The organism is Kocuria sp. CPCC 205258 (genome assembly GCF_040981005.1).
In the GTDB taxonomy this organism is placed as follows: Bacteria; Actinomycetota; Actinomycetes; order Actinomycetales; family Micrococcaceae; genus Kocuria; species Kocuria rosea.
Map to the genome: position 1 here is coordinate 19,934 of NZ_JAVKPS010000009.1, position 20,481 is coordinate 40,414.

19 protein-coding genes are annotated in these 20,481 nt (G+C 74.9%); 6 read left to right on the forward strand and 13 right to left on the reverse strand.

Translation table 11 applies throughout. The features are described from left to right. Positions 1-11: 11 nt before the first annotated feature. Positions 12-578, forward strand: a complete 567-nt coding sequence (locus RF644_RS14540) for a hypothetical protein (RefSeq protein ID WP_017833832.1) — start codon at positions 12-14, stop codon at positions 576-578. A gap of 145 nt (positions 579-723) precedes the next feature. Here the strand turns inward: RF644_RS14540 and RF644_RS14545 are convergent, their stop codons facing one another. The 6 genes from RF644_RS14545 to RF644_RS14570 form a co-directional block, all read right to left on the reverse strand. Beyond that, positions 724-1,437, reverse strand: a complete 714-nt coding sequence (locus tag RF644_RS14545; protein ID WP_368797010.1) for a transglycosylase family protein — start codon at positions 1,435-1,437, stop codon at positions 724-726. Positions 1,438-1,892: 455 nt separating this feature from the next. Beyond that, positions 1,893-2,732 carry an inositol monophosphatase gene (locus tag RF644_RS14550; RefSeq protein WP_368797011.1) on the reverse strand — a complete coding sequence of 280 codons (840 nt, stop codon included), beginning with the start codon at positions 2,730-2,732 and terminating at the stop codon, positions 1,893-1,895. A 2-nt stretch (positions 2,733-2,734) separates the two neighbouring features. Next, the gene (ligA, locus tag RF644_RS14555) at positions 2,735-5,029 is read right to left on the reverse strand and encodes an NAD-dependent DNA ligase LigA (protein ID WP_368797012.1); all 2,295 of its coding nucleotides are present in this window, start codon (positions 5,027-5,029) and stop codon (positions 2,735-2,737) included. A gap of 57 nt (positions 5,030-5,086) precedes the next feature. After that, positions 5,087-6,061 (reverse strand): MaoC family dehydratase, encoded by a 975-nt coding sequence (locus RF644_RS14560; protein ID WP_368797076.1) that lies wholly within the window; start codon positions 6,059-6,061, stop codon positions 5,087-5,089. Between the two features lie 2 nt (positions 6,062-6,063). Then, positions 6,064-7,446 carry a 3-oxoacyl-ACP reductase gene (locus RF644_RS14565; RefSeq protein ID WP_368797013.1) on the reverse strand — a complete coding sequence of 461 codons (1,383 nt, stop codon included), beginning with the start codon at positions 7,444-7,446 and terminating at the stop codon, positions 6,064-6,066. A 50-nt stretch (positions 7,447-7,496) separates the two neighbouring features. Then, positions 7,497-8,792 (reverse strand): acetyl-CoA C-acetyltransferase, encoded by a 1,296-nt coding sequence (locus RF644_RS14570; RefSeq protein ID WP_368797078.1) that lies wholly within the window; start codon positions 8,790-8,792, stop codon positions 7,497-7,499. Between the two features lie 147 nt (positions 8,793-8,939). Between RF644_RS14570 and RF644_RS14575 the strand changes: the two genes are divergently transcribed. Together RF644_RS14575 and RF644_RS14580 are read left to right on the forward strand one after the other, a co-directional pair. Further along, complete coding sequence (locus tag RF644_RS14575; protein ID WP_368797014.1) at positions 8,940-9,713, forward strand: TetR/AcrR family transcriptional regulator; 774 nt, start codon at positions 8,940-8,942, stop codon at positions 9,711-9,713. An 89-nt stretch (positions 9,714-9,802) separates the two neighbouring features. Next, the gene (locus RF644_RS14580; protein WP_368797015.1) at positions 9,803-12,184 is read left to right on the forward strand and encodes an acyl-CoA dehydrogenase; all 2,382 of its coding nucleotides are present in this window, start codon (positions 9,803-9,805) and stop codon (positions 12,182-12,184) included. Positions 12,185-12,329: 145 nt separating this feature from the next. On the opposite strand, the gene RF644_RS14585 is transcribed toward RF644_RS14580, so the two are convergent. From RF644_RS14585 to RF644_RS14615, 7 genes are all read right to left on the reverse strand, one after another. Beyond that, positions 12,330-12,827: an SRPBCC domain-containing protein gene (locus RF644_RS14585; protein WP_368797016.1), complete on the reverse strand. Its 498-nt coding sequence runs from the start codon at positions 12,825-12,827 to the stop codon at positions 12,330-12,332. Then, complete coding sequence (locus RF644_RS14590) at positions 12,788-13,204, reverse strand: ArsR/SmtB family transcription factor (protein ID WP_368797017.1); 417 nt, start codon at positions 13,202-13,204, stop codon at positions 12,788-12,790. The genes RF644_RS14585 and RF644_RS14590 overlap by 40 nt, the downstream gene beginning before the upstream one ends. A gap of 86 nt (positions 13,205-13,290) precedes the next feature. Next, positions 13,291-14,265 carry a hypothetical protein gene (locus RF644_RS14595; RefSeq protein WP_368797018.1) on the reverse strand — a complete coding sequence of 325 codons (975 nt, stop codon included), beginning with the start codon at positions 14,263-14,265 and terminating at the stop codon, positions 13,291-13,293. Positions 14,266-14,353: 88 nt separating this feature from the next. Then, a complete protein-coding gene (locus tag RF644_RS14600) occupies positions 14,354-15,250 on the reverse strand; it encodes a PP2C family serine/threonine-protein phosphatase (protein WP_035926436.1) in 897 nt (298 codons plus the stop codon). Next, positions 15,247-16,344, reverse strand: a complete 1,098-nt coding sequence (locus RF644_RS14605; RefSeq protein WP_229588571.1) for an adenylate/guanylate cyclase domain-containing protein — start codon at positions 16,342-16,344, stop codon at positions 15,247-15,249. The genes RF644_RS14600 and RF644_RS14605 overlap by 4 nt, the downstream gene beginning before the upstream one ends. A 63-nt stretch (positions 16,345-16,407) precedes the next feature. Further along, on the reverse strand, positions 16,408-17,088 hold the full coding sequence (locus tag RF644_RS14610) for a hypothetical protein (protein WP_368797019.1): 681 nt from the start codon (positions 17,086-17,088) through the stop codon (positions 16,408-16,410). 2 nt (positions 17,089-17,090) lie between these two features. Then, positions 17,091-17,975: a biotin--[acetyl-CoA-carboxylase] ligase gene (locus tag RF644_RS14615; RefSeq protein ID WP_368797020.1), complete on the reverse strand. Its 885-nt coding sequence runs from the start codon at positions 17,973-17,975 to the stop codon at positions 17,091-17,093. A 199-nt stretch (positions 17,976-18,174) separates the two neighbouring features. Between RF644_RS14615 and RF644_RS14620 the strand changes: the two genes are divergently transcribed. From RF644_RS14620 to RF644_RS14630, 3 genes are all read left to right on the forward strand, one after another. Continuing rightward, entirely contained in the window at positions 18,175-18,477 is a 303-nt protein-coding gene (locus RF644_RS14620; protein ID WP_133410501.1) for a YciI family protein, read from the forward strand. A 158-nt stretch (positions 18,478-18,635) separates the two neighbouring features. Further along, positions 18,636-20,219, forward strand: a complete 1,584-nt coding sequence (locus RF644_RS14625) for an acyl-CoA carboxylase subunit beta (RefSeq protein WP_017833849.1) — start codon at positions 18,636-18,638, stop codon at positions 20,217-20,219. Continuing rightward, entirely contained in the window at positions 20,216-20,446 is a 231-nt protein-coding gene (locus RF644_RS14630) for an acyl-CoA carboxylase subunit epsilon (protein ID WP_115163552.1), read from the forward strand. The genes RF644_RS14625 and RF644_RS14630 overlap by 4 nt, the downstream gene beginning before the upstream one ends. Positions 20,447-20,481 lie beyond the last annotated feature (35 nt).

Sequence of the window (20,481 nt, forward strand, 5' to 3'; positions counted from 1 at the left end):
AGCACCCGGACATGGCCAAGAGCACCCCCGCCCGCACGAAGAAGGACCGAGGCGCCAAGAGCGGGCGCCCCGGCGCCCGCTCCGGGAAGGCCGCGCGCGCGACCTCCGCGACGGACGCCGCCAATGCGTGGCGCCAGCGGGTCAGCAAGGACGCCGCCGCGACGATCGACACGGTCATGGCCCACGTCCAGGCCGTGGCCGAGCAGCAGCTGGGGCAGCACGGGGCGTTCCCCCCCTTCCTCGTCACCGCGCGCAAGGACGGCGAGTACGAGCTCGACAGCCTGCCGGCCGAGGACGCGGAGGAGCTGAGCCCCGAGGCCGCCCTGGACGCCCTGCGGGCGCGGGCGGTGGAGCTGCGGGACGACCTCCTCTGCGCCGCGGTCGCCTTCCCCGTGACCCTGCCGGACCGCTCCGGGCAGACGGCCGTGGCCGTGGAGACCCAGCACCGGGAGGGCGAGTCCCTGACGGTGATCCAGCCGTACCGGGTCAAGGGCGCGGAGCGCTCCGTGAGCTTCGGCGACGCCGGGGCCGAGCCTGCCGAGCCGTGGCTGTGGAGCCGGCCCGAGCGCACGCCGTGAGCTGAGCGCACGCGCAGCTCCTTGAGCTGAGCGCACGCGCGGCGCCGAGCCGCCTCCGGGCACACGAAAGGGCCCCTCCGGACGGAGGGGCCCTTTCGTGTGCTGCCGCGCGGCCGTGGCCGCGCCGTGCGAGATCCTGTGGGGATCAGGCGGGGATGTTCAGCACCTGGCCGGGGAAGATCAGGTTGGGGTCGGCGATGGTGCCCTCGTTCGCGGCGTACAGGTCCTCCCAGTTCTCGATGCCGAGCTTGTCGGCGATGGAACCGAGGGTGTCGCCGGCGACCACGGTGTAGGTCTCGGCGGAGACCGAGGCCGGGGCCACGGCGGCGGCGGGGGCCACGTACTCGACGACCGGGGCCTGGACGGCGGCCGGGGCCTCGACGGGAGCGGCCACGGGGCCGGGCTCGGGGGCGGCGACCGGGGCGGGGGCCGGAGCCTCGATCGGGGCCGGGGCCTCGACGGACTGCGGGGTCACGGACGCGGAGCCCATCGGGTTGGCGGAGGGAGCCGCGGAGCCGGACAGGCCCAGCTTCGCGGAGCAGGCGGGCCATGCGCCCCAGCCCTGGCCGTCGAGAACGTTCTCGGCCACGGCGATCTGCTGCTCACGGGAGGCGTCCTGCGGGGCGCCCTGGCCACCGAAGGCGGCCCAGGTGGAGGGGGTGAACTGCAGGCCGCCGGAGAAGCCGTTGCCGGTGGCGGTGTTCCAGTTGCCACCGGACTCGCACTCGGCGAGGGCGTCCCAGGTGGAGGCCGGGGCGGCGTTGGCCGGGAGGGCCATGGCGCCCACGGCGGTCCCGCCGAGGATCAGAGCGGCGGCACCGCGACGGACGTTGCGACGAACAGCGAAAGCGTTGGTCATGATGCTCCCTGGGCCACCTGCGCTCGTTTCCGTCCCCGGATGTCTTCGCGTCGTCGTCTACCCGTCAAGGTGTTGGTGGGTAAGTGCTTACAGGTGTCTGCCCTTCAGACGACGTGCGGTGTTACGGCAGCACCCAGCATGGTGTGGTGGCGCGCCGGGAGTCGGACTCCAGGCACACCGGATCCCCGGAGGAATCCTCGGGGAAGCTGATTATCACGATAGCGTAACGATTTTCGTTGCGCTACCCCTTTCGGCCCGTCGTGAGGTATCACACGTTCGCGGTCTGCAGGGGTGCCGGCCCGTGAAGGACGCCGGCGCCGGAGCTCGCACTCCGGGAAGCGGAGGGCATGCCCTCGGGAAGAACGCTTCAAAGGTCACGCTATGGCAACGTTTTGGTCTCGGTCAAGTGACGAGAGCCATCTCACACCGTCGGCGGGCCCGGCCCCGGCCCGCGCTCAGCCCGGAATGCCGCGCTCGCGTGCGGTAATCCAGGCCGCGAGGCGGTCGGCGGCCGGCACCTCGCCCGCCGCCGGGGAGGGCAGCTCCGGCCGGGTCACGAGGGCGCCGGCCTCCTCGGCGATGAGCGCGCCGGCGGCCCAGTCGTGCTCGTGCAGACCCTGCTCGCCGTACCCGTCGAGCGCGCCGTCGGCGACCATGCACAGGTCCAGGGCCGCCGAGCCCAGGCGCCGCATGTCCGTGTACTGCCGCATGGTGGCCAGGAAGGCCGGGAACTGGCGCTCGCGCCGGTCGGCGTCGAAGGAGAAGCCGGTGCCGTAGAGCCGGCCCGGCCGGTCCGGCACGGGCCCTTCGAGCCGGCGGGACGCCCCGTCCTCCTCCACCCAGGCGCCGGCCCCGCGCACGGCGAAGTAGGTGCGGCGCAGGGCCGGGGCGTTGACGGCGCCCACGAGCCAGTTGCCCTGCGCGTCGGCGGCGGCCACGGACGTGCAGTAGTAGACGATGCCGCGGATGAAGTTGGTGGTGCCGTCGAGCGGGTCCACCGACCAGCGGATCCCGGAGGGGTGCTCCGGCCGGTGCGTGCCCGACTCCTCGCCGGTGACGGTGTCGTGCGGGCGGCGGTCCAGGATGGTGCGCAGCACGGCCTGCTCGGCGGCGACGTCGAAGCGGGTGACCCAGTCCCCCTCCCCCGACTTGCCGGTGACGCCCAGCCGGCCGGCGTCGCGGCCCCGCAGGACCTCCGCCCCGGACTCGGCGGCCGCCAGGGCCAGCTCCAGCAGCTCCTCCAGGTGGGCGCCGGTCGGGCCGAGGCCCTCCAGCGCGTCGTCGTGGCGTCCCATGCTCAGGCCCCGTCCTCGTCGTCCGTACCGTTCTCCGTGCCGCTCTCCGTGCCGGCCGGGGCGTCCTCGGAGGTGCTCCCGCCCGCGCCGGCGAGCGCGTCCGGCCCCTCGGCGAGGAGCCGCTCGAACCCGGCCTCGTCGAGCACGGTCACCCCGAGCTGCTCGGCCTTGTCCAGCTTGGTGCCGGCGTTCTCGCCCGCCACCAGGAAGTGCGTCTTCTTCGACACGGAGCCGGAGGCCTTGCCGCCGCGCACCAGCACCGCCTCCTTCGCGGAGTCGCGGCTGAAGCGCTCGAGGGTGCCGGTGATCACCACGGTGGTGCCCTCGAGGGTCCGCGGCACGGACTCGTCCACCTCGTCCTCCATGCGCACGCCCGCGGCCGCCCAGCGCTCCACGATCTCCCGGCGCCACGGCTCGGCGAACCACTCGGTGAGGGCCGCGGCGATCACGGGCCCCACGCCGTCGGCCTGGGCCAGGGTCTCCTCGTCGGCGTCGCGGATGGCCGGCAGCGAGCCGAAGGCCGTGGCCAGGGAGCGGGCCGCGGTCGGGCCGACGTGCCGGACGGACAGGGCCACGAGCACGCGCCACAGCGGCTGCGCCTTGGCCTTCTCGAGCTCCTCGAACAGCTTGCGGGTGTTGGCGGTGGGCTCGGAGGGCTTCTTGGCCGTGCCCTTCGTCCAGAAGTAGGGCACGAGCTCGGTCTCGCCCGTGGGCGTGCCGCGCGACTTCTTCTCCCGCCGGATCCGCACCTCGCGCAGGTCCTCGGGGGTGAGGTCGAACAGGTGCGCCTCGCTGGTCAGCGGCGGGGTCTCCGGCTCGTCGGGCCGGGTCAGGGCGAGGGCGGCCTCGTAGCCGAGGGCCTCGATGTCGAACGCGCCGCGGCCGGCGGCGTGGAAGACCCGCTCCCGCAGCTGGGACGGGCAGCTGCGGGCGTTGGGGCAGCGGATGTCGACGTCGCCCTCCTTGGCCGGGCGCAGCTCCGTGCCGCAGGACGGGCAGTGGGTGGGCATCACGAACTCGCGCTCCGTGCCGTCCCGCAGCGCCACCACGGGCCCCACGATCTCGGGGATCACGTCGCCCGCCTTGCGCAGCACCACGGTGTCCCCGATGAGCACGCCCTTGGCCCGCACCACGTCCTGGTTGTGCAGGGTGGCCATCTCCACGGTGGACCCGGCGACCCGCACCGGCTCCATGAGCCCGAACGGGGTGACCCGCCCGGTGCGGCCCACGTTGACCAGGATGTCCTTGAGCCGGGTGTGCACCTCCTCGGGCGGGTACTTGTAGGCCACGGACCAGCGGGGCACCCGGGAGGTGTGCCCGAGCCGGAACTGGGTGCGGCGGTCGTCGACCTTGACCACGATGCCGTCGATCTCGTGGATGAGGTCGTGGCGGCGGCGGCCGTACTCCTCGATGAACGCGAGGACGTCCTCCGTGGAGGGCAGCACGCGGCAGTACGGGCTGACGGGCAGGCCCCACCGCTCGAGCAGCTCGTAGACCTGGGACTGGGTGTCGGCGTGCAGGCCCGTGGCGGCCCCCACCCCGTGCACGTACATGGACAGCCGGCGCCGGGCCGTGACCGCCGGGTCCTTCTGCCGCAGCGAGCCCGCCGCGGCGTTGCGGGGGTTGGCGAAGGGCGCCCGGCCCTCGGCCACGATCGCCTCGTTGAGGGCGCGGAAGTCGCGGGAGGAGATAAACACCTCGCCGCGGATCTCGACCTCCTCGGGCACGTCCTCCCCCGTGAGCACGGTGGGGATGGTGGCGATGGTGCGCACGTTGTGCGTGACGTCCTCGCCCGTGGTGCCGTCCCCCCGGGTCGCGGCCCGCACGAGCTCGCCGTTGCGGTAGAGCAGGTTCACGGCCAGCCCGTCGATCTTCAGCTCGGTGAGCCACGCGGACTCCGGGGCGTCCGGCAGCGCCTCGATGGAGGCGGAGGTCTTCGCCAGCCAGGCCGTGAGCTCGTCGATCGAGAAGACGTCCTCGAGGGAGTACATCCGCGCGAGGTGCGTCACGGGCGTGAACGCCGCGGAGACCTCGCCGCCGACCTCCTGGGTGGGCGAGTCGTTGGCCACCAGCTCGGGGTGCAGCGCCTCGACCTCCTCGAGCCGCCGGTAGAGCTCGTCGTACTCCGCGTCCGAGATGGTGGGCGCGTCCTCGACGTAGTAGGCGGTCCGCGCCGCGCGCACCCGGTCCACGAGCTCCGCGTACTGCTCCTTGAGGTCCTCGCTGGGCGGGGCGGGGTTGAGGTCCTGGCCGGTGGCGTCGACGGGTCGTGCGTCTGTCCTCTGCTGTGGGCTCACCCGACCATTGTGGCCCACGCGCCGGACGCCACCGTCGACCGGGCCCGCGGCGGCGGGTCAGCCGTCCAGCCGCGCCACCGTCCCCGTGAAGTGCGGGCGCCTGCGCCGCGGGTCCCACCCGGCGAAGCGCGAGCCCCGCCAGCCGGGGCCCCGGCCGTCGTCGGTGATCGCGACCGCGACCGTGCCCGGGAGCAGGACCGGGGCCGCGAACTCCACCGTCCAGCGGAAGGGCGTCCCGGACGGCACCCCGACCTCGGCGAGGGCGCGCGAGGCGGAGTACATGCCGTGGGCGATGACGCCCTTCATGCCGAGCGCCCGGGCGCTCGGGCCGGAGAGGTGGATGGGGTTCCAGTCCCCGCTCACCGCGGCGTAGTCCCGCCCCGCGCCGGCCGCCAGCCGCCAGTGCCCGGTCGGCGCCGGGGGCACGAACTCAGCGCGCGGGGCGTCGTGGGCCGCCCCGGGCACGCGCACGCCCCGGGCGAGGTAGGTGGAGCGGCCCGTCCAGACGGTCTCGCCGTCCCGGCGGGCGAGGCGGGCGACGACGTCGACCTGTGCGCCGGAGCGGTGCGGGCGCAGCCGCTCGGCGGTGGCGGTGACCGTGAGGTGCTCCCCGACCGCCGTGGTCCCGCGGTGCTCGACCTCGTTGGCCAGGTGCACCATGCCGAGGACCGGCAGCGGGAAGTCCGGGCGGGTGAGCACGCTCATGGCCACGGGGAACGCCAGGGCGTGCAGGTGCCCGGAGAAGGCCTCGGTGCCGCCGGGGCCCTCGCGCAGCGGCGCCCCGACCGCGCGGCAGAACGCCTCGTGCCCGGCGGGGTCGACGACCACGTCCTCGACGACGTGCGCCGCCGCCGGCAGCACGGGCGGGGCGTCGCCGGTGCCGCGGTGCGACCCGGCCGGCCGGCCGGGCAGCCGGTCGGCGAGGGCGCGCGGGAGCAGGTCCCCGGCCGCACCCGCGGCCGCACGGGCGTAGAGCCCGCCCAGCGAGGGGACGCCGGGCAGGACCACGGTCTCGTGCCGGTCGGCGGTCATGCTCACGCCCCCACCAGGTTCTGGCCGCACACGCGCAGCGTCTGCCCGTTGACGCCGCCGGCGGCGTCCGAGGCGAGGAACAGCACGGCCTGGGCCACGTCCTCGGGCAGCCCGCCCTGCTGCAGGGAGTTCAGCCGGCGCGCGACCTGGCGGCGGGCCGCCGGGATCCGGGCGGTCATCTCCGTCTCGATGAACCCGGGGGCCACGGCGTTGATGCTGCCGCCGCGCCGGGCCAGCAGGGGCGCGGTGGCGGCGACCATCCCGATCACCCCGGCCTTCGAGGCGGCGTAGTTGGTCTGGCCGCGGTTGCCCGCCACACCGCTCGTGGAGGCCAGGCAGACGATCCGCGGCGCCTCGCCGAGGCCCTCCCCCGCCAGGAGCTGGTCGTTCATCCGCAGCTGCGACTCGAGGTTCACGGCCAGCACCGAGGCCCAGCGGGACTCGTCCATGTTGGCCAGCAGCTTGTCCCGGGTGATCCCGGCGTTGTGCACCACCACGTCCAGGTGCCCGAAGCGCTCCCGGGCGAGCCCGAGGATCCGCTCGCCGGCGTGCTCGTCCGTGACGTCGAGCTGGAGGGCCACGGCGTGGAGCTCGTTGGCGAGGGCGGCCAGGGGCTCGCCCGCGGCGGGGACGTCCACGACGACGACGCGCGCGCCGGCGCCGGTGAGCGTGCGGGCGATCTGCGCGCCGATGCCGCGGGCGGCGCCGGTGACGGCGGCGACCCTGCCCCGCAGGGGGGCCTCCCAGTCCTCGGGCAGAGCCCCGGCGTCGTCGCCGACCGTCACGAACTGCCCGGAGACGAAGGCGCTGCGCCCGGAGAGCAGGAACCGCAGGGCGCCCAGCACGCTGGGGGCCTCGGGGGCGACGCCCTCGGCGAGCAGGACGCCGTTGGCGGTGGCCCCGCCGCGCATCTCCTGGGCGGTGGAGCGCAGCAGGCCGACGACGGCCTGGCGGGCCGCGGCGACGGCCGGGTCGAGCGGCTCCGCCGCCGCGGGCGTCGCCGAGGCCGCGCCCGTGCCGATGCCCGGGGCGGGCCGGGACACGGTGACCACCCGGCCGCCGGGGGCGAGCGAGCGCAGCGCCCCGCCCAGGCCGAGCGCGGGCTCGGCCAGCTCGGCGGGCCGGGCGAGCTCGGTCAGGGCCAGCACGACCGCGCCGAGGCGGTGGACGTCGTCGGGGTGGCGGCGCACGTCGAGGTCCCAGCCGAGCAGGGCCGCGGCGATCCGGTCGGCCTCCTCCCCCCGCCCCAGCACGAGAACGGGGCCGGGCACGAGCGGGTCCCCGGCGCGGTGGCGGCGCAGCCGGGCGGGGGCGGGCAGCCCGAGCTGCCGGGCGAGCCGGCCGCCGGGGCCGGAGCTGACGAGGTCGAGATAGGTGTCTGCCATGGGGGTGTGGTCCTTGCTGTGGGGGTCGGCGGGGTGTCGGGGGCGCGGGCTCAGCGGGCCTCGAGGACCGCGGTGACGCCCAGGCCGCCGGCGGCGCACACCGAGATGAGCCCGCGGGCGGGGCGGCCGGTCTCGTCGGCGCGCTCGCGCAGGAGCTTGGCGAGGGTGCCCACGATGCGCCCGCCGGTCGCGGCGAACGGGTGCCCGGCCGCGAGCGAGGAGCCCGTGACGTTGAGCCGGTTGCGGTCCACGGTGCCGAAGGCGCCGTCCAGGCCCAGCCGCTCGCGGCCGAACTGCTCGTCCTCCCACGCGGCGAGGGTCGCGAGCACGGTCGCGGCGAACGCCTCGTGGATCTCGACGAAGTCGAAGTCCTCGAGCGCCAGGCCCTGGCGGGCCAGCAGGCGGGGCACGGCGTAGGCGCCGGCCATCAGCAGGCCCTCGTCGCCGTGCACGAAGTCGACGGCGGCCGCCTCGACGTCCACGACGTCGGCGAGCACGGGCAGGGAGCGCTCCGCCGCCCAGTCCTCGGAGGCGAGCAGCACGGTCGAGGCGCCGTCGGTGAGGGGCGTGGAGTTGCCCGCCGTCATGGTGGCCCCGGCGTCGAGGGACTTCCCGAAGACCGGCTTGAGCCCGGCGAGCTTCTCGACCGTGCTGTCCGGGCGGAGGTTGTTGTCCCGGGACAGGCCGCGGAAGGAGGTGACGAGGTCGTCGAAGAACCCGCGCTCGTAGGCGGCCGCCAGGTTGCGGTGGCTCGCGGCGGCGAGCTCGTCCTGGGCCTCGCGGGAGATCCCCCAGCGGGCGGTGGTGAGGGCCTGGTGCTCGCCCATGGACAGCCCCGTGCGCGGCTCGCCCGTGCCGGGGGCCACCGGCTTGAGGTCGGCCGGGCGCAGGCCCGCGAGGGCCTTGAGCTTCTGCGGGGTGCTCTTGGCCCGGTTGAGCTCGAGCAGGGTCCGGCGCAGCCGCTCGCTCACCACGACGGGCGCGTCCGAGGCGGAGTCGACGCCGCCGGCGACGGCCGAGTCGATCTGGCCGAGCCGGATCTTGTTGACCAGCGTGGAGACGGCCTCCATGCCGGTGGCGCAGGCCTGCTGCACGTCGAAGGCCGGGGTGCGGGGGTCCAGGACCGACCCGAGCACGGACTCGCGCGTGAGGTTGAAGTCCTTGGGGTGCTTGAGCACGGCGCCGGCGGCGACCTCGCCGATCCGCTCCCCGGCGAGGCCGTAGCGGGCGGCCAGGCCGTCCAGGGCGGCGGTGAGCATGTCCTGGTTGCCGGCGTTGGCGTAGGCGCCGTGCGCCCGGGCGAAGGGGATGCGGTTGGCGCCGACCACGACCGCACGGCGGGCCACGCCGGTGCGTCCGGCGCCGCTGGGGGTCGTGTGCTCGGCGGTGGGCTCGACGGTCTGCTCGGGGGTGGACTCGCTCACAGGTAACTCCTCGGTGGTGTTGTGATGATGATCACGTCACGAAAGACAATACCTGATACTCTGGGTATCGTGAAACAGGTCGACGCCACTGACTCCGCCGCCCCGGGCGGCACGCCCGCCACGGACGGACGCTCCTCCCGCTGGGCCCGGCACCGCGCGCAGCGCCGGATCGAGCTCATCCGCACCGCGCGCAGCGCCGTGGACGAGCTCGGCGCGCAGGCGTCCATGGAGGAGATCGCCACCGCGTGCCAGACCTCCAAGTCCGTCTACTACCGGTACTTCGGGGACAAGGCGGGACTGCAGCGGGCGGTCGGCGAGTACACCGTGACGCGGATGCGCGACCGGCTCGAGGAGGCGGCCCGCGCGGCCGGCTCCTTCGAGGACTCGGTCGAGGCGATGGTCGCGGAGTACCTGCTCAGCATCGAGCGCTCGGCGTCGGTGTACCGCTTCGTCGTGGCCCTCTCCCCCGACCCCGGGCGCTCGCGGCACGACCGGCACCGGGCCGAGCGGGCCCGCGGCGAGCGCTCCGGCAAGGAGGACGCCCCGGCCGGGGACGGCGGCGAGCGCTGGCTGATCCAGGAGTTCGCCGAGTCCGTCAGCGGGCTGCTCGCGGAGGCCCACGTGCGCCACACCCCCGCCGAGCGCCGGCTCGAGGAGCCGGTGCTCAGCTACTGGGCCGCGTCCACGATCGGCATGGTGCGCGGCGCCGGCGAGGCCTGGATGAACACCCCCGGGGGCACGCGGCGACCGTCCCGCGAGCGGATGACGGAGCTGATCGTGGGCTGGGCCGTCGACGGCCTGCGCCCGCCCGGCGCGCCCGTGCCGGAGCCCCCCTCGACCTGACCACCGCCCGGGCCGGCACGGACCCCGGCCGGCCCCCACCACCCCGTGACCGCACCGGCCACCGCCGGTCACCCACGACAGGAGCGAACATGACCACCACCGTCGACCGACCGACCACCGCCGCCGCCGGCTCCGCCGCCGGGCCCGCCACCGCGGACGGCGCCGGACTCCCGGCGCCCGCCGTGGACGTCGCCGCCCTCGGCGAGGTGCTGCTCGGGCGCTGGGCCGAGGTCCGGCGCGAGACCCGCCGGATGCTGCTCGACGAGCGGCTGCACCAGCAGCCGGGCCTCACCCACCACGAGCACCGCGAGCGGGTGCTGGGCCAGCTGCACCTGCTGGTGGAGCACGGGGCGATGAGCCGCGGGCTGCCGGAGGAGTACGGCGGGCACAACGACCCGGGCGGCAACGTCTCGGGCTTCGAGGAGCTGCTGCTCGGGGACCCCTCGATGCAGATCAAGGCCGGGGTGCAGTGGGGCCTGTTCGGCTCCGCGGTGCTCAACCTCGGCACCGAGGAGCACCACCGGCGCTGGCTCGCGGACATCCGGGACCTGAAGATCCCGGGCGTGTTCGCGATGACCGAGATCGGCCACGGCTCCGACGTCGCCTCGATCGGCACCACCGCCACGTACGACCCCGCCACGGAGGAGTTCGAGATCCACACCCCCTTCACGGCGGCGTGGAAGGACTACCTCGGCAACGCCGCCGTGCACGGGCGCGCCGCCGTGGTCTTCGCCCAGCTGGTCACGCTCGGCGTGAACCACGGCGTGCACGCGTTCTGGGTGGACCTGCGGGACGCGGACGGGAACTTCCTGCCCGGCGTGGGCGGCGAGGACGACGGCCACAAGGGCGGGCTCAACGGGATCGACAACGGGCGGCTGCACTTCACCCGGGTGCGGGTCCCGCGCACGCACCTGCTGGACAAGTACGGCGCCGTGGCTCCGGACGGCACCTACAGCTCGCCCATCGCGAGCCCGGGCCGCCGGTTCTTCACGATGATCGGCACCCTGGTGCAGGGCCGGGTCTCCCTCGACGGCGCGGCCGTCCTGGCGAACAAGGCCGCGCTGAGCATCGCGATCCGCTACGGCAGCGAGCGCCGGCAGTTCAACGCGTCCTCCGACGTCCAGGAGGAGGTGCTGATGGACTACCAGCAGCACCAGCGGCGGCTGCTGCCGCGGCTGGCGGAGACCTACGCCATGCACTTCGCCCACCAGGAGCTGCTGCACAAGTACGACGACGTCTTCTCCGGCCGCGAGGACACCGACGAGAACCGGCAGGACCTCGAGACGCTCGCCGCGGCTCTGAAGGCGCTGTCCACCTGGAGCGCCCTCGACACCGTCCAGGAGTGCCGCGAGGCCTGCGGCGGGGCGGGGTTCCTGACCAAGAACCGGCTCACCTCCCTGCGCCACGACCTGGACGTCTACGCGACGTTCGAGGGCGACAACACGGTGCTGCTGCAGCTCGTGGCCAAGCGGCTGCTCTCCGACTGGGCGGACGAGTTCAAGCACGTCGACGTGGGCGTGATGGCCCGCTACGTGGCCGGCCGGGCCACCGAGGCCACCTACCACCGGTCGGGGCTGCGCAAGCTCGGCCAGGCCTTCCGGGACACGGGGGACGTGCGCCGATCGGTCAACGCCCTGCGCGAGGAGTCCGCGCAGCGCGCGCTGCTCACGGACCGGGTGCAGACCATGGTCGCCGAGATCGCGGAGAACCTGCGGCCCAGCGCCAAGCTCCCCCGGGCGGAGGCCGCGGCGCTGTTCAACGAGAACCAGCACAAGATCATCGCCGCGGCGCGCGCCCACGCGGAGCTGCTGCAGTGGGAGGCCTTCACCCGCGGCCTGGAGCAGGTCGAGGACCCGGGCACCCGCACCGTGCTCACCTGGCTGCGCGACGTCTTCGGGCTGCGGCTCATCGAGAAGAACCTCGCGTGGTACCTCTCCTACGGACGGCTGTCCATGCGGCGCGGGCGCAGCCTCGACGAGTACATCGACCGGCTGCTCGCCCGCCTGCGCCCGCACGCCCTCGACCTCGTGGCCGCGTTCGAGCTCGAGCCGGAGCACCTGCGGGCCGAGATCGCCACGGGGATCGAGGCCCGGCGCCAGGAGGAGGCGGCCGAGCACTACCGGCGGCTGCGCGCCTCGGGCAGCGCCCCGGTCAAGGAGCGCGCCCCCCGCCGGGAGACCGCCACCCCCGCCGCCGGGGCACCGGGCGAGAAGGCACCGGAGGAGGCGAAGCGGGAGCGCCGCGCCGAGAAGCAGGCCGAGCGGCGCACGGAGCGCCGGGCGGAGCGCAAGCACGAGCGCCGGCTCGAGCTGAAGCCGCTGAAGAAGGCGGCGCAGCGGGCCGCGGCGTCCGCGCAGCGGGCGGCCGAGCCGGGCCGCAGGTCCGCGGAGGGCCGGGAGCCGGCGGAGGGCCGTGAGCCCGCCTCCGGCACCGCGCCGGCCGAGGGCGCTGCCGTGACCCAGGACGCCTGACCCGCCGTCGCCCGCCGTCACCCGTCGGCGGGCCCGGCGGTGACGACGCCGCCCCGGAGGCCCCGGGGCGGCGTCGTCGTCCGGTCCCGCGGCGCGGGCGAGGACCGGGGAGGGCTGCGCCGTCGGCGGCCAGGGCCCCGGCGGCTCAGCGGGGTACGGCGCCGGCGAGGAGGCCGTCGATCTGGCCCATGGCCTCCCGCATGCCCTCCTCCATGCCCATCGCGGACATCTGCTCCAGCTGGTCCGCGCTCTCGAAGGTCGAGACCGTGGTCATCCGCGTCCCGCCGTCGACGGCCTCGAACGTCACGACGCCGTGGGTGGCCCCCAGCGCGGGGTCGGGCTCGCCGTCCTCGCTCGCGAAGCCGTCGTCGAACTCCAGCCGGTGCGGCGGGTCCACGGCGGTGACCGTCCACCAGCCCCGGGCCTTCTCCCCGCCGGGGCCGGTCATGTAGTAGCGGCACCGCCCACCCTCGGAGAGCTCGTGCTCCTCGAAGGTGGCCGGCCACTCGGGCGGGCCCCACCAGCGCTCGAGCTGGCGCGGGTCGGCCCAGACCTGCCAGACCCGCTCGACGTCCGCGGCGAACTCCGCGACGAACGTCAGGGTCAGTGCCTCGGTGTCCTTGTGCACGTCGATGACCGGCATGTCATGCTCCCTTCCTCCTGGGCCCCCGGGTCCCCCGGGGGCGTCTCCTCGGCGAGGAGGTCCTCGATGGCGCGGGCCCGCCCGCGCCAGATCTGCTCGTAGTCCGCCAGCAGCGCCGCCGCCCGGCGCAGCGTGGCCACCCCGGCGTGCACCACCTGCTCCCGGCCGCGCCGCTCCTTGGTGACCAGCGAGGCCCGCTCGAGCACCGCCACGTGCTTCTGCACGGCGGCGAAGCTCATCCGGTAGTGCGCGGCCAGCGCGGAGACCGACTGCTCCTGCCGCAGCACCCGCACCACGATGTCCCGTCGCGTCGAGTCCGCGAGGGCCTGGAAGATGCGGTCGACCTCGTCGTCCGTCAGTTCATTTCGTACAACCATTTGGTTGTATGTTAGGACGCTCGGTGTCCCGGCGCAAGAGGTCCGGGTCCTCGGACCCGGGTGTGACCTCCGGGGCCGCGGAGCGCTCAGTAGAGGCCCGCCGCGCCGGTCAGGTGGCGGCGCAGACCGTGGGCCACGATCGTGTTGCCCAGCGCGTTCAGGTGCCGGCGGTCCGCGGCGACCACCGAGCGCGGGGGCAGCCCCAGGCCCAGCCACCGGCGGTCCGCGGGCGAGGCCCCGATCCGGTGGGCCCGCAGCGCCGCCAGGGACCAGAGACCGGGATCGCGCAGATCGGCCATGGTGTCGTAGAACCGGTCGCCGTACTCGGCCCGGAGGGCCGCGTTCACCGCGCGCACCTCCTCCCACCCCGCGGTGCCGGGACGGTCGGCCGCGGTGTGCCAGTGGCCCATCACCACGGACGTGCCCGGCTCGACCCCCCACGCGGCACGGGTGTCGGAGAGCACCTGGTCCGGGTCCTCGATGTTGTTCTTGCCCGTCCACAGCAGATGGACGTGGCCCCGGTGCTCCTCCTCCAGCGCCGTGCGCCAGCGGGCCTCCGACGCGGGCGCCACCTCGAGCTCGGCCCCCGGGACCGCCCGGCGCAGCACCACGTCCCCCTCGTCCCGCCCCACGGCCTGGATCGTGCACGGCAGACCGGAGACGGTGCCCGGGATCGCGAGGTGGACGCTGGGCACCCGGCCGTCCACGGTGGGCACGACCAGCGACCCGTGGGCCGGGATCCGCCCCACCCCGTAGCCGGAGCCCAGCCGGGGCAGGTAGGGGTGGGCGCTGCTGCGCATCGCCAGGGTCTGCCACGACCGGTCGCCGCTGACCGCGCGCGAGGTCCCGGGCACCTCCAGCAGCTGCGAGAGCAGGTCGTCGATGCGCACCGCGGGGAAGCCCCGCGGGCGGTCCCGGTGGAGGGCGCTGGCCGCCGAGGAGGAGCCCCACAGCACGAACGGCCGCCGGCCGGCGGGGAGCTCCGTCAGGGCGCCCCCGAAGGCCCCGGAGGCGGCGAGCACCAGGCCGGAGAGGACGAACGAGCGGCGCGAGAGAACCATGTTCTCAAAGGTAAACAGGCCTGGTGGGAGCGGTGCCGTTGTGACGGATCATGATGCCCCCCACTTCGGGGGACGCGGCGCGCGCGGCTCAGAAGCCGGGGGCGTACTCCCCCGGCCGCACGGCGTCGGCCACGATCACGGTGACGTTGTCCCGCCCCCCGGTGCGCAGCGCGGCCTGCAGCAGGACGTCGGCCGCCTCCTTCGGGTGGGGCACCGAGGCGAGCACCCGGGCCATGTGGGCGGGGCTCAGCTCGTTGGTCAGCCCGTCCGAGCACAGCATCAGCCGGTCCCCGTGCCGGGCCGGGAGCACCCACACGTCCGGCTCCCACACCTGGCCGGTGCCCAGGGCGCGGGTGATCACGTTGCGGCGCGGGTGCACGAGCGCCTGGGAGGCGGTGAGCTGCCCGATCGACACGAGGTACTGCACCTCGGAGTGGTCCACGGTCAGCTGCTCGATCCGCGGCCCGCCCTCGCCCTCGCCTGCCCGCCCCCCGGGCTGGGGCGAGACCAGCCGGTAGGTCCGGGAGTCGCCGGTGTTGAACACGACCCACAGCATGCGCCCGTCGATGCGCAGCAGCCACACACCGGTGACGGTGGTGCCCGCCCGGCCCTCCACGGCGTGCTGGATGTGCTGGTCCGCCTGCCACAGCACGGAGCGGACCCGGCGGACGGCCTCGATCGCGTCGTCGGGGATCTCCGGGTCCAGCCGCAGCTCGCGCTCCACCACGGCGCGAAACCGGGCGATGTCCCGGGGCGGCTCCGGCTCGAGGACCTCGAAGGAGCGGAAGTCCTCCAGCTGGAACAGGGGGGACGCCCCGAGGGTGCGCACGCACAGGGCGCTCGCCACCTCACCGGCCTCGTGCCCGCCCATCCCGTCCGCCACGGCGCACATCGCGGCCGTGACCACCAGGGCGTCCTCGTTGGACTCCCGGCGCAGGCCCCGGTCCGTGGACGCGCCCGCGCGGATGACGAGGGGTGCGCTCATTCGAAGTCGACCTCCAGCCCGGGACCGGCGCCCTGGGAGAGCGCGACGGGCTGGACGTCGCCGAAGCCCCGCACGTTGCGGGTGGGCTGCGGCAGGAGGATGAAGCGGTCGTCGCCGGAGAGCACCGCGGCGGTCGAGGCGTCCACGAGCACGGAGCCCGGCTCGGTCAGCGACACGAGCCGGGAGGCGAGGTTCACCGTGGGCCCGTAGATGTCCCCGAGCCGCGGCAGCACGCGCCCCCAGACGAAGGCCACGCGGGCCTGCGGCAGCTCGGGGTCGTCCCGGATAGCGCGCGCCAGGGCCAGGGAGATCTGGGCCCCGCCCTCGGGGGTCTCGGCGAGGAACATGACCTCGTCCCCGATGGTCTTGATGAGCCGGCCGCCGCCCACGGCGATCACCTCGGCGCAGCGGTTCTCGAAGCGCTGCACGAGGTTCGCCAGGGTCCGTTCGTTCATCTGCCGGGACAGCGAGGTGTAGGAGACCAGGTCCGCGAAGCCCACCCCGCGTGCGAGCGGGAGAACGGCGGACGCCCCGTCGTCGGACGTGGGGCCGGTGGCGGTCGAGCCGTCCGGGCGCTCCACGCGCATCGCGAGCCGCTGCACGGCGGCGTTCATCTGCCGCCGCCACGAGTAGACGAGGAGGTTCTCGATCGCGTCGATGAGGTCGGGCAGCAGGTGCAGCAGCTGCCGCCGGGCGGCGGCGTCGGTCATGCCCCGGTGGACGACCATGTCCTCGACGAGCGCCTCGACCTGCCACACGACCATGCGGTCGGTCATCTGCCCGATCGAGCGCACCAGGGACAGCGCCGCCTCCTCGGTGACCTTCTCCTCGAGGACCATGGTGGACAGCACCCGGAGGGCCTCGGAGTCCTGCTCGGTGAACCAGAGGTCGTCGTCGGTGAGGTTCGGGAAGCCCAGGGCCCGCCACACCTTCCGCGCGGACAGCAGGGACAGCCCGCCCCGGCGCGCGGCCTCCCGGCGGCGCAGGTCGCGCTCGGAGCCCAGGAGGGTCTGCTCGAGGGCCTGCACGGCGGCCTTGGACTCGTCCGAGCGGTACAGGTTGGCCTGGACGGGGTTGTGCAGGTTCAGGTTCAGCTGTGCCGTCTGGGGGCCGAGCTCCGGCTCGCCCTGGTTCTCCGGGTCCTCACTCGCCACACGTCACTCCTGTTCCTGGTGGACGGCCCGCCGGCTCCACAGTCGGCGCGGGGCGCCGGACGGGCCCGGGCGTGGTGCCACGACCGCGTCGCGGTCCACTCTAGTGGGACGGAGCCACGGCGCACTCCCACCGGGACCGGGATCCCCCGCCCGGCCGGCGCCGCCGCCCGCCGCCCACTCGTCCTCGGCGGCCCGGCGGATCAGCCCGGCCAGGCGCTGCGCCTCCGGGGCGTGCTCCAGGCGCAGGCCGCCGAAGGGCCCGAAGTCGGCCACGACGCGCCCGTCGTGCCGGCCCAGGGCCGGACCGCGCCGGCGCTCCACCGAGACCCGGCGCAGCTGCTGCAGGGGCAGCGACACGGTCCTGCGGGCCCCGCCGGGGCGCAGCAGCACGAGGTGGCGGGTGGTGAGCACGTAGCGGGTGCGCCACCACCGCACCAGCGGGCGCAGGCAGCTGCGGAGCACCACCCAGCCGGCTGCGACGAGCAGGGTGAGCTCCACCCCGGCGTGCACCGTGGTCCACGGCTCCGCCACGGGGCGCCAGCGCAGCTCGAGGGCCCGCTGGGCGAAGGAGAGCGCGAACACCGTGAGCAGCAGCACCAGGAAGGGCCGGGTCAGCCGGGCGCCGTGGGCCCGCGTGGACACGAGCACGCGCTCCCCGGGCTGCAGGGCGGGACGGGCGGGCACGCTCAGACCGCCCCGGGGGCGTCCGGGGCCGGGCGCAGGTGCACCACGTCGCCCGCCGTCACCTCGCGCTCGGCGCCGCCGTCCTCGCGCACCAGCAGCCCCCCGTGCGCGCCGAGGCCCGTCGCGGTGCCCGTGACGGGGGCGGCCCCGCCGGGCAGCTCGGCGCGCACCGGGCGGCCGATGGTCTCCATCCGCCCGGTGACCCGGGCGCGCAGCGGCCCGCCCGGGCCCACGGCCGCCTCCGGGTCCGCGCAGAACTGCCGGTAGACGGGGACGAACGCGCCCAGCACGGCCCGCAGGACGGCGGCGCGCTCGACCTCGCGGCCGGTGGCGCGCCGGACGGACGTGGCCGTGTCCACGGGCAGCTCCTGCTGGGCGACGTTGATGCCCGTGCCCAGGACCACCGCCGGCGGGTGCTGCCCGTCCAGCACGAGACCTGCGAGCAGCCCGGCCGCCTTGCGCCCGTCCACCAGGACGTCGTTGGGCCACTTGATCCGTGCGCCGGCCGCCGCGAGCCCGTCCAGGGCGTCGACGACGGCCGCGGCCATCAGCAGGGTCAGCCACGGGAAGTGCTGGGTGGGCAGCGGGCGGCCGCGCGCGTCGGCCGGGCGCAGCAGGAGGCTGAAGGTCAGCGCGGTGCCGGGCTCGGTGGTCCACACCCGGTCCAGCCGGCCGCGCCCGGCGCTCTGGTGGCCGGTGAGCACGAGGGACAGGTCGGTCCACGGCCGGTCCGGGCGGGGCCCGCGCGCCTGCCGGGTGACGGCGGCCGTCAGGTGCTCGTTCGTGGAGCCGACCTCGTCGAGGACGTCGATCCGCCCCAGGCCGAGGTCCGCCAGGGCCGCGAGCAGGGCGGGCTCGCGCAGGTCGGCGGCGCAGGGGTCGGGCACGGTGCTCCTCGGGTCGGTCGTCACGGGTCGGTCGTCACGGGCGGGTCCGCACGGGCCGGGGCGATCGGTGCTGTCCGGCCGGGCGCCGTCCGCGTAGTGTTCGGACCACATCCACAGTAGTAGCCCCGTTCCCCGGGAACCGGCTGGACGGTCCCGTCCGGCCGGGCGGGGCCGCGGCACGACCCCCGGGAGAGCCACCGTGAGCGCAGCCGAGAACCGCACGACCTTCGCCGTCACCTACGTCTACGGCGGGCCCGCCGACGTCCTGGCCGCGCGCCGGCCGGAGCACCGCGAGTACCTCGGCGGGCTCGTGGAGCAGGGGCACCTGCTCGCGTCCGGTCCCTTCGACGACGACGGCGCGCCCGGCGCGCTGCTGGTCTTCGCCGCCGAGGACGCCGGGGCGGTGGAGCGGCTCACCGACGAGGACCCGCTGGTGCGCCACGGGGTGGTCACCGAGCGGACCGTCCGTCCCTGGAAGGTGGTCCTCGGCAGCGTCGGCTGAGCACCGTCCCGTGTCCCCCGGACCCGGGCACGGATTTTGTAGGAGTTCTACAACGGAGGCCCCCGCGGCCGCGGACTAGAGTGAGCAGGTCCCCTGACCACCCCGGACCGGACCGATCGGCCCGCCGGGCCGGCCGCGTACCAGACCACGAGGTGCCTGTGACCCACGACCTGACGACCACCGCCGGCAAGATCGCCGACTTCCACGACCGCAGGGCCCGCTCCGAGGTGCCCGCGGGGCAGGCGGCGGTCGAGAAGCAGCACGCCCGCGGGAAGAACACCGCCCGCGAGCGCGTGGAGATGCTCCTGGACGAGGACTCGTTCGTGGAGTTCGACGCCCTCGCGACCCACCGCTCGACCGCCTTCGGGATGGCGTCGAAGAAGCTGCCCGGCGACGGCGTGGTCAGCGGCTACGGCACGGTGGACGGGCGCCTGGTGGCGGTCTACTCCCAGGACTTCGCGGTCTTCGGCGGGTCGCTGTCCCAGGTCAACGGGGAGAAGATCGTCAAGGTCCAGAAGTTCGCCCTGCGCAACGGCTGCCCGGTCATCGGGATCAACGACGGCGGCGGGGCACGGATCCAGGAGGGCGTGGCCTCCCTGGCCATGTTTGCGGACATCTTCAACATGAACGTCCGCTCCTCCGGGGTGGTCCCGCAGATCTCGCTGATCATGGGCCCGTGCGCGGGCGGGGCGGCCTACTCCCCCGCCCTGACCGACTACATCGTGATGGTCGACAAGACCTCGCACATGTTCATCACCGGCCCGGACGTCATCAAGACGGTCACGGGCGAGACGGTGGACATGGAGACGCTGGGCGGGGCGCGCCAGCACAACGCGACGACCGGCACGGCCACGTACCTCGCCGAGGACGAGCAGGACGCGCTGGACTTCGTGCACGAGCTGCTCGAGTTCCTGCCGGCGAACAACCTGCAGGAGGCGCCCCTGGTGGACCACGACCAGGAGGACGAGGTCACCGACCAGGACCTCGCCCTGGACGTGCTGGTCCCCGACTCCGCGAACCAGCCCTACGACATGCGCGCGGTGGTCGAGGCGATCGTCGACGACGGGCACTTCCTGGAGATGCAGGCCCTCTACGCCCCCAACGTGATGATCGGCTACGCCCGGGTCGAGGGGCACACCGTGGGCGTCGTGGCGAACCAGCCCATGCAGTTCGCCGGCACCCTGGACATCGCGGCCTCCGAGAAGGCGGCCCGGTTCGTGCGCCACTGCGACGCGTTCAACGTCCCGATCCTCACCCTCGTGGACGTGCCCGGGTTCCTGCCCGGCACCGACCAGGAGTTCAACGGCATCATCCGGCGCGGCGCCAAGCTGCTCTACGCCTACGCCGAGGCGACCGTCCCGCTGGTCACCCTGATCACCCGCAAGGCCTACGGCGGGGCCTACATCGTGATGGGCTCCAAGAAGCTCGGCGCGGACGTCAACCTGGCCTGGCCCACCGCGCAGATCGGCGTGATGGGGGCACAGGGCGCCGTGGAGATCCTCTACCGCCGGGACCTCAAGGCCGCCGCGGACAACGACGAGGACGTCGAGGCGCTGCGCGCCGAGCTGGTGCGCAAGTACGAGGAGAGCCTGCTCAACCCCTACCAGGCCGCCGAGCTGGGCTACGTGGACGCGGTGATCTCCCCGTCCGAGACCCGGGTGCAGGTGCTCAAGGCCCTGCGGGCCCTGCGCGACAAGCGCGCGTCGATGCCCACCAAGAAGCACGGGAACATCCCGCTGTGACCCCCCGTGAGCCCGCCGAGGGCACCCCGTCCCTGCGCTTCACGGCCGGCAGCCCCACGCCGGAGGAGGTCGCCGCCGTCACGGCCGTCCTGCTCGCGCGCCGGCACGCGGGCGAGGACGACGCGAAGGGCTCCCCGGGGCGCCGTGACCAGTTCCGCCGGATGCGGCTGGGCCTGAAGCTGCGCCCGGGCCGCGGCGCGTGGCGGCGGACCCGGCCGGAGGAGTGACCGGGCCGGAGGAGTGACCCGCACACCGTGACCCG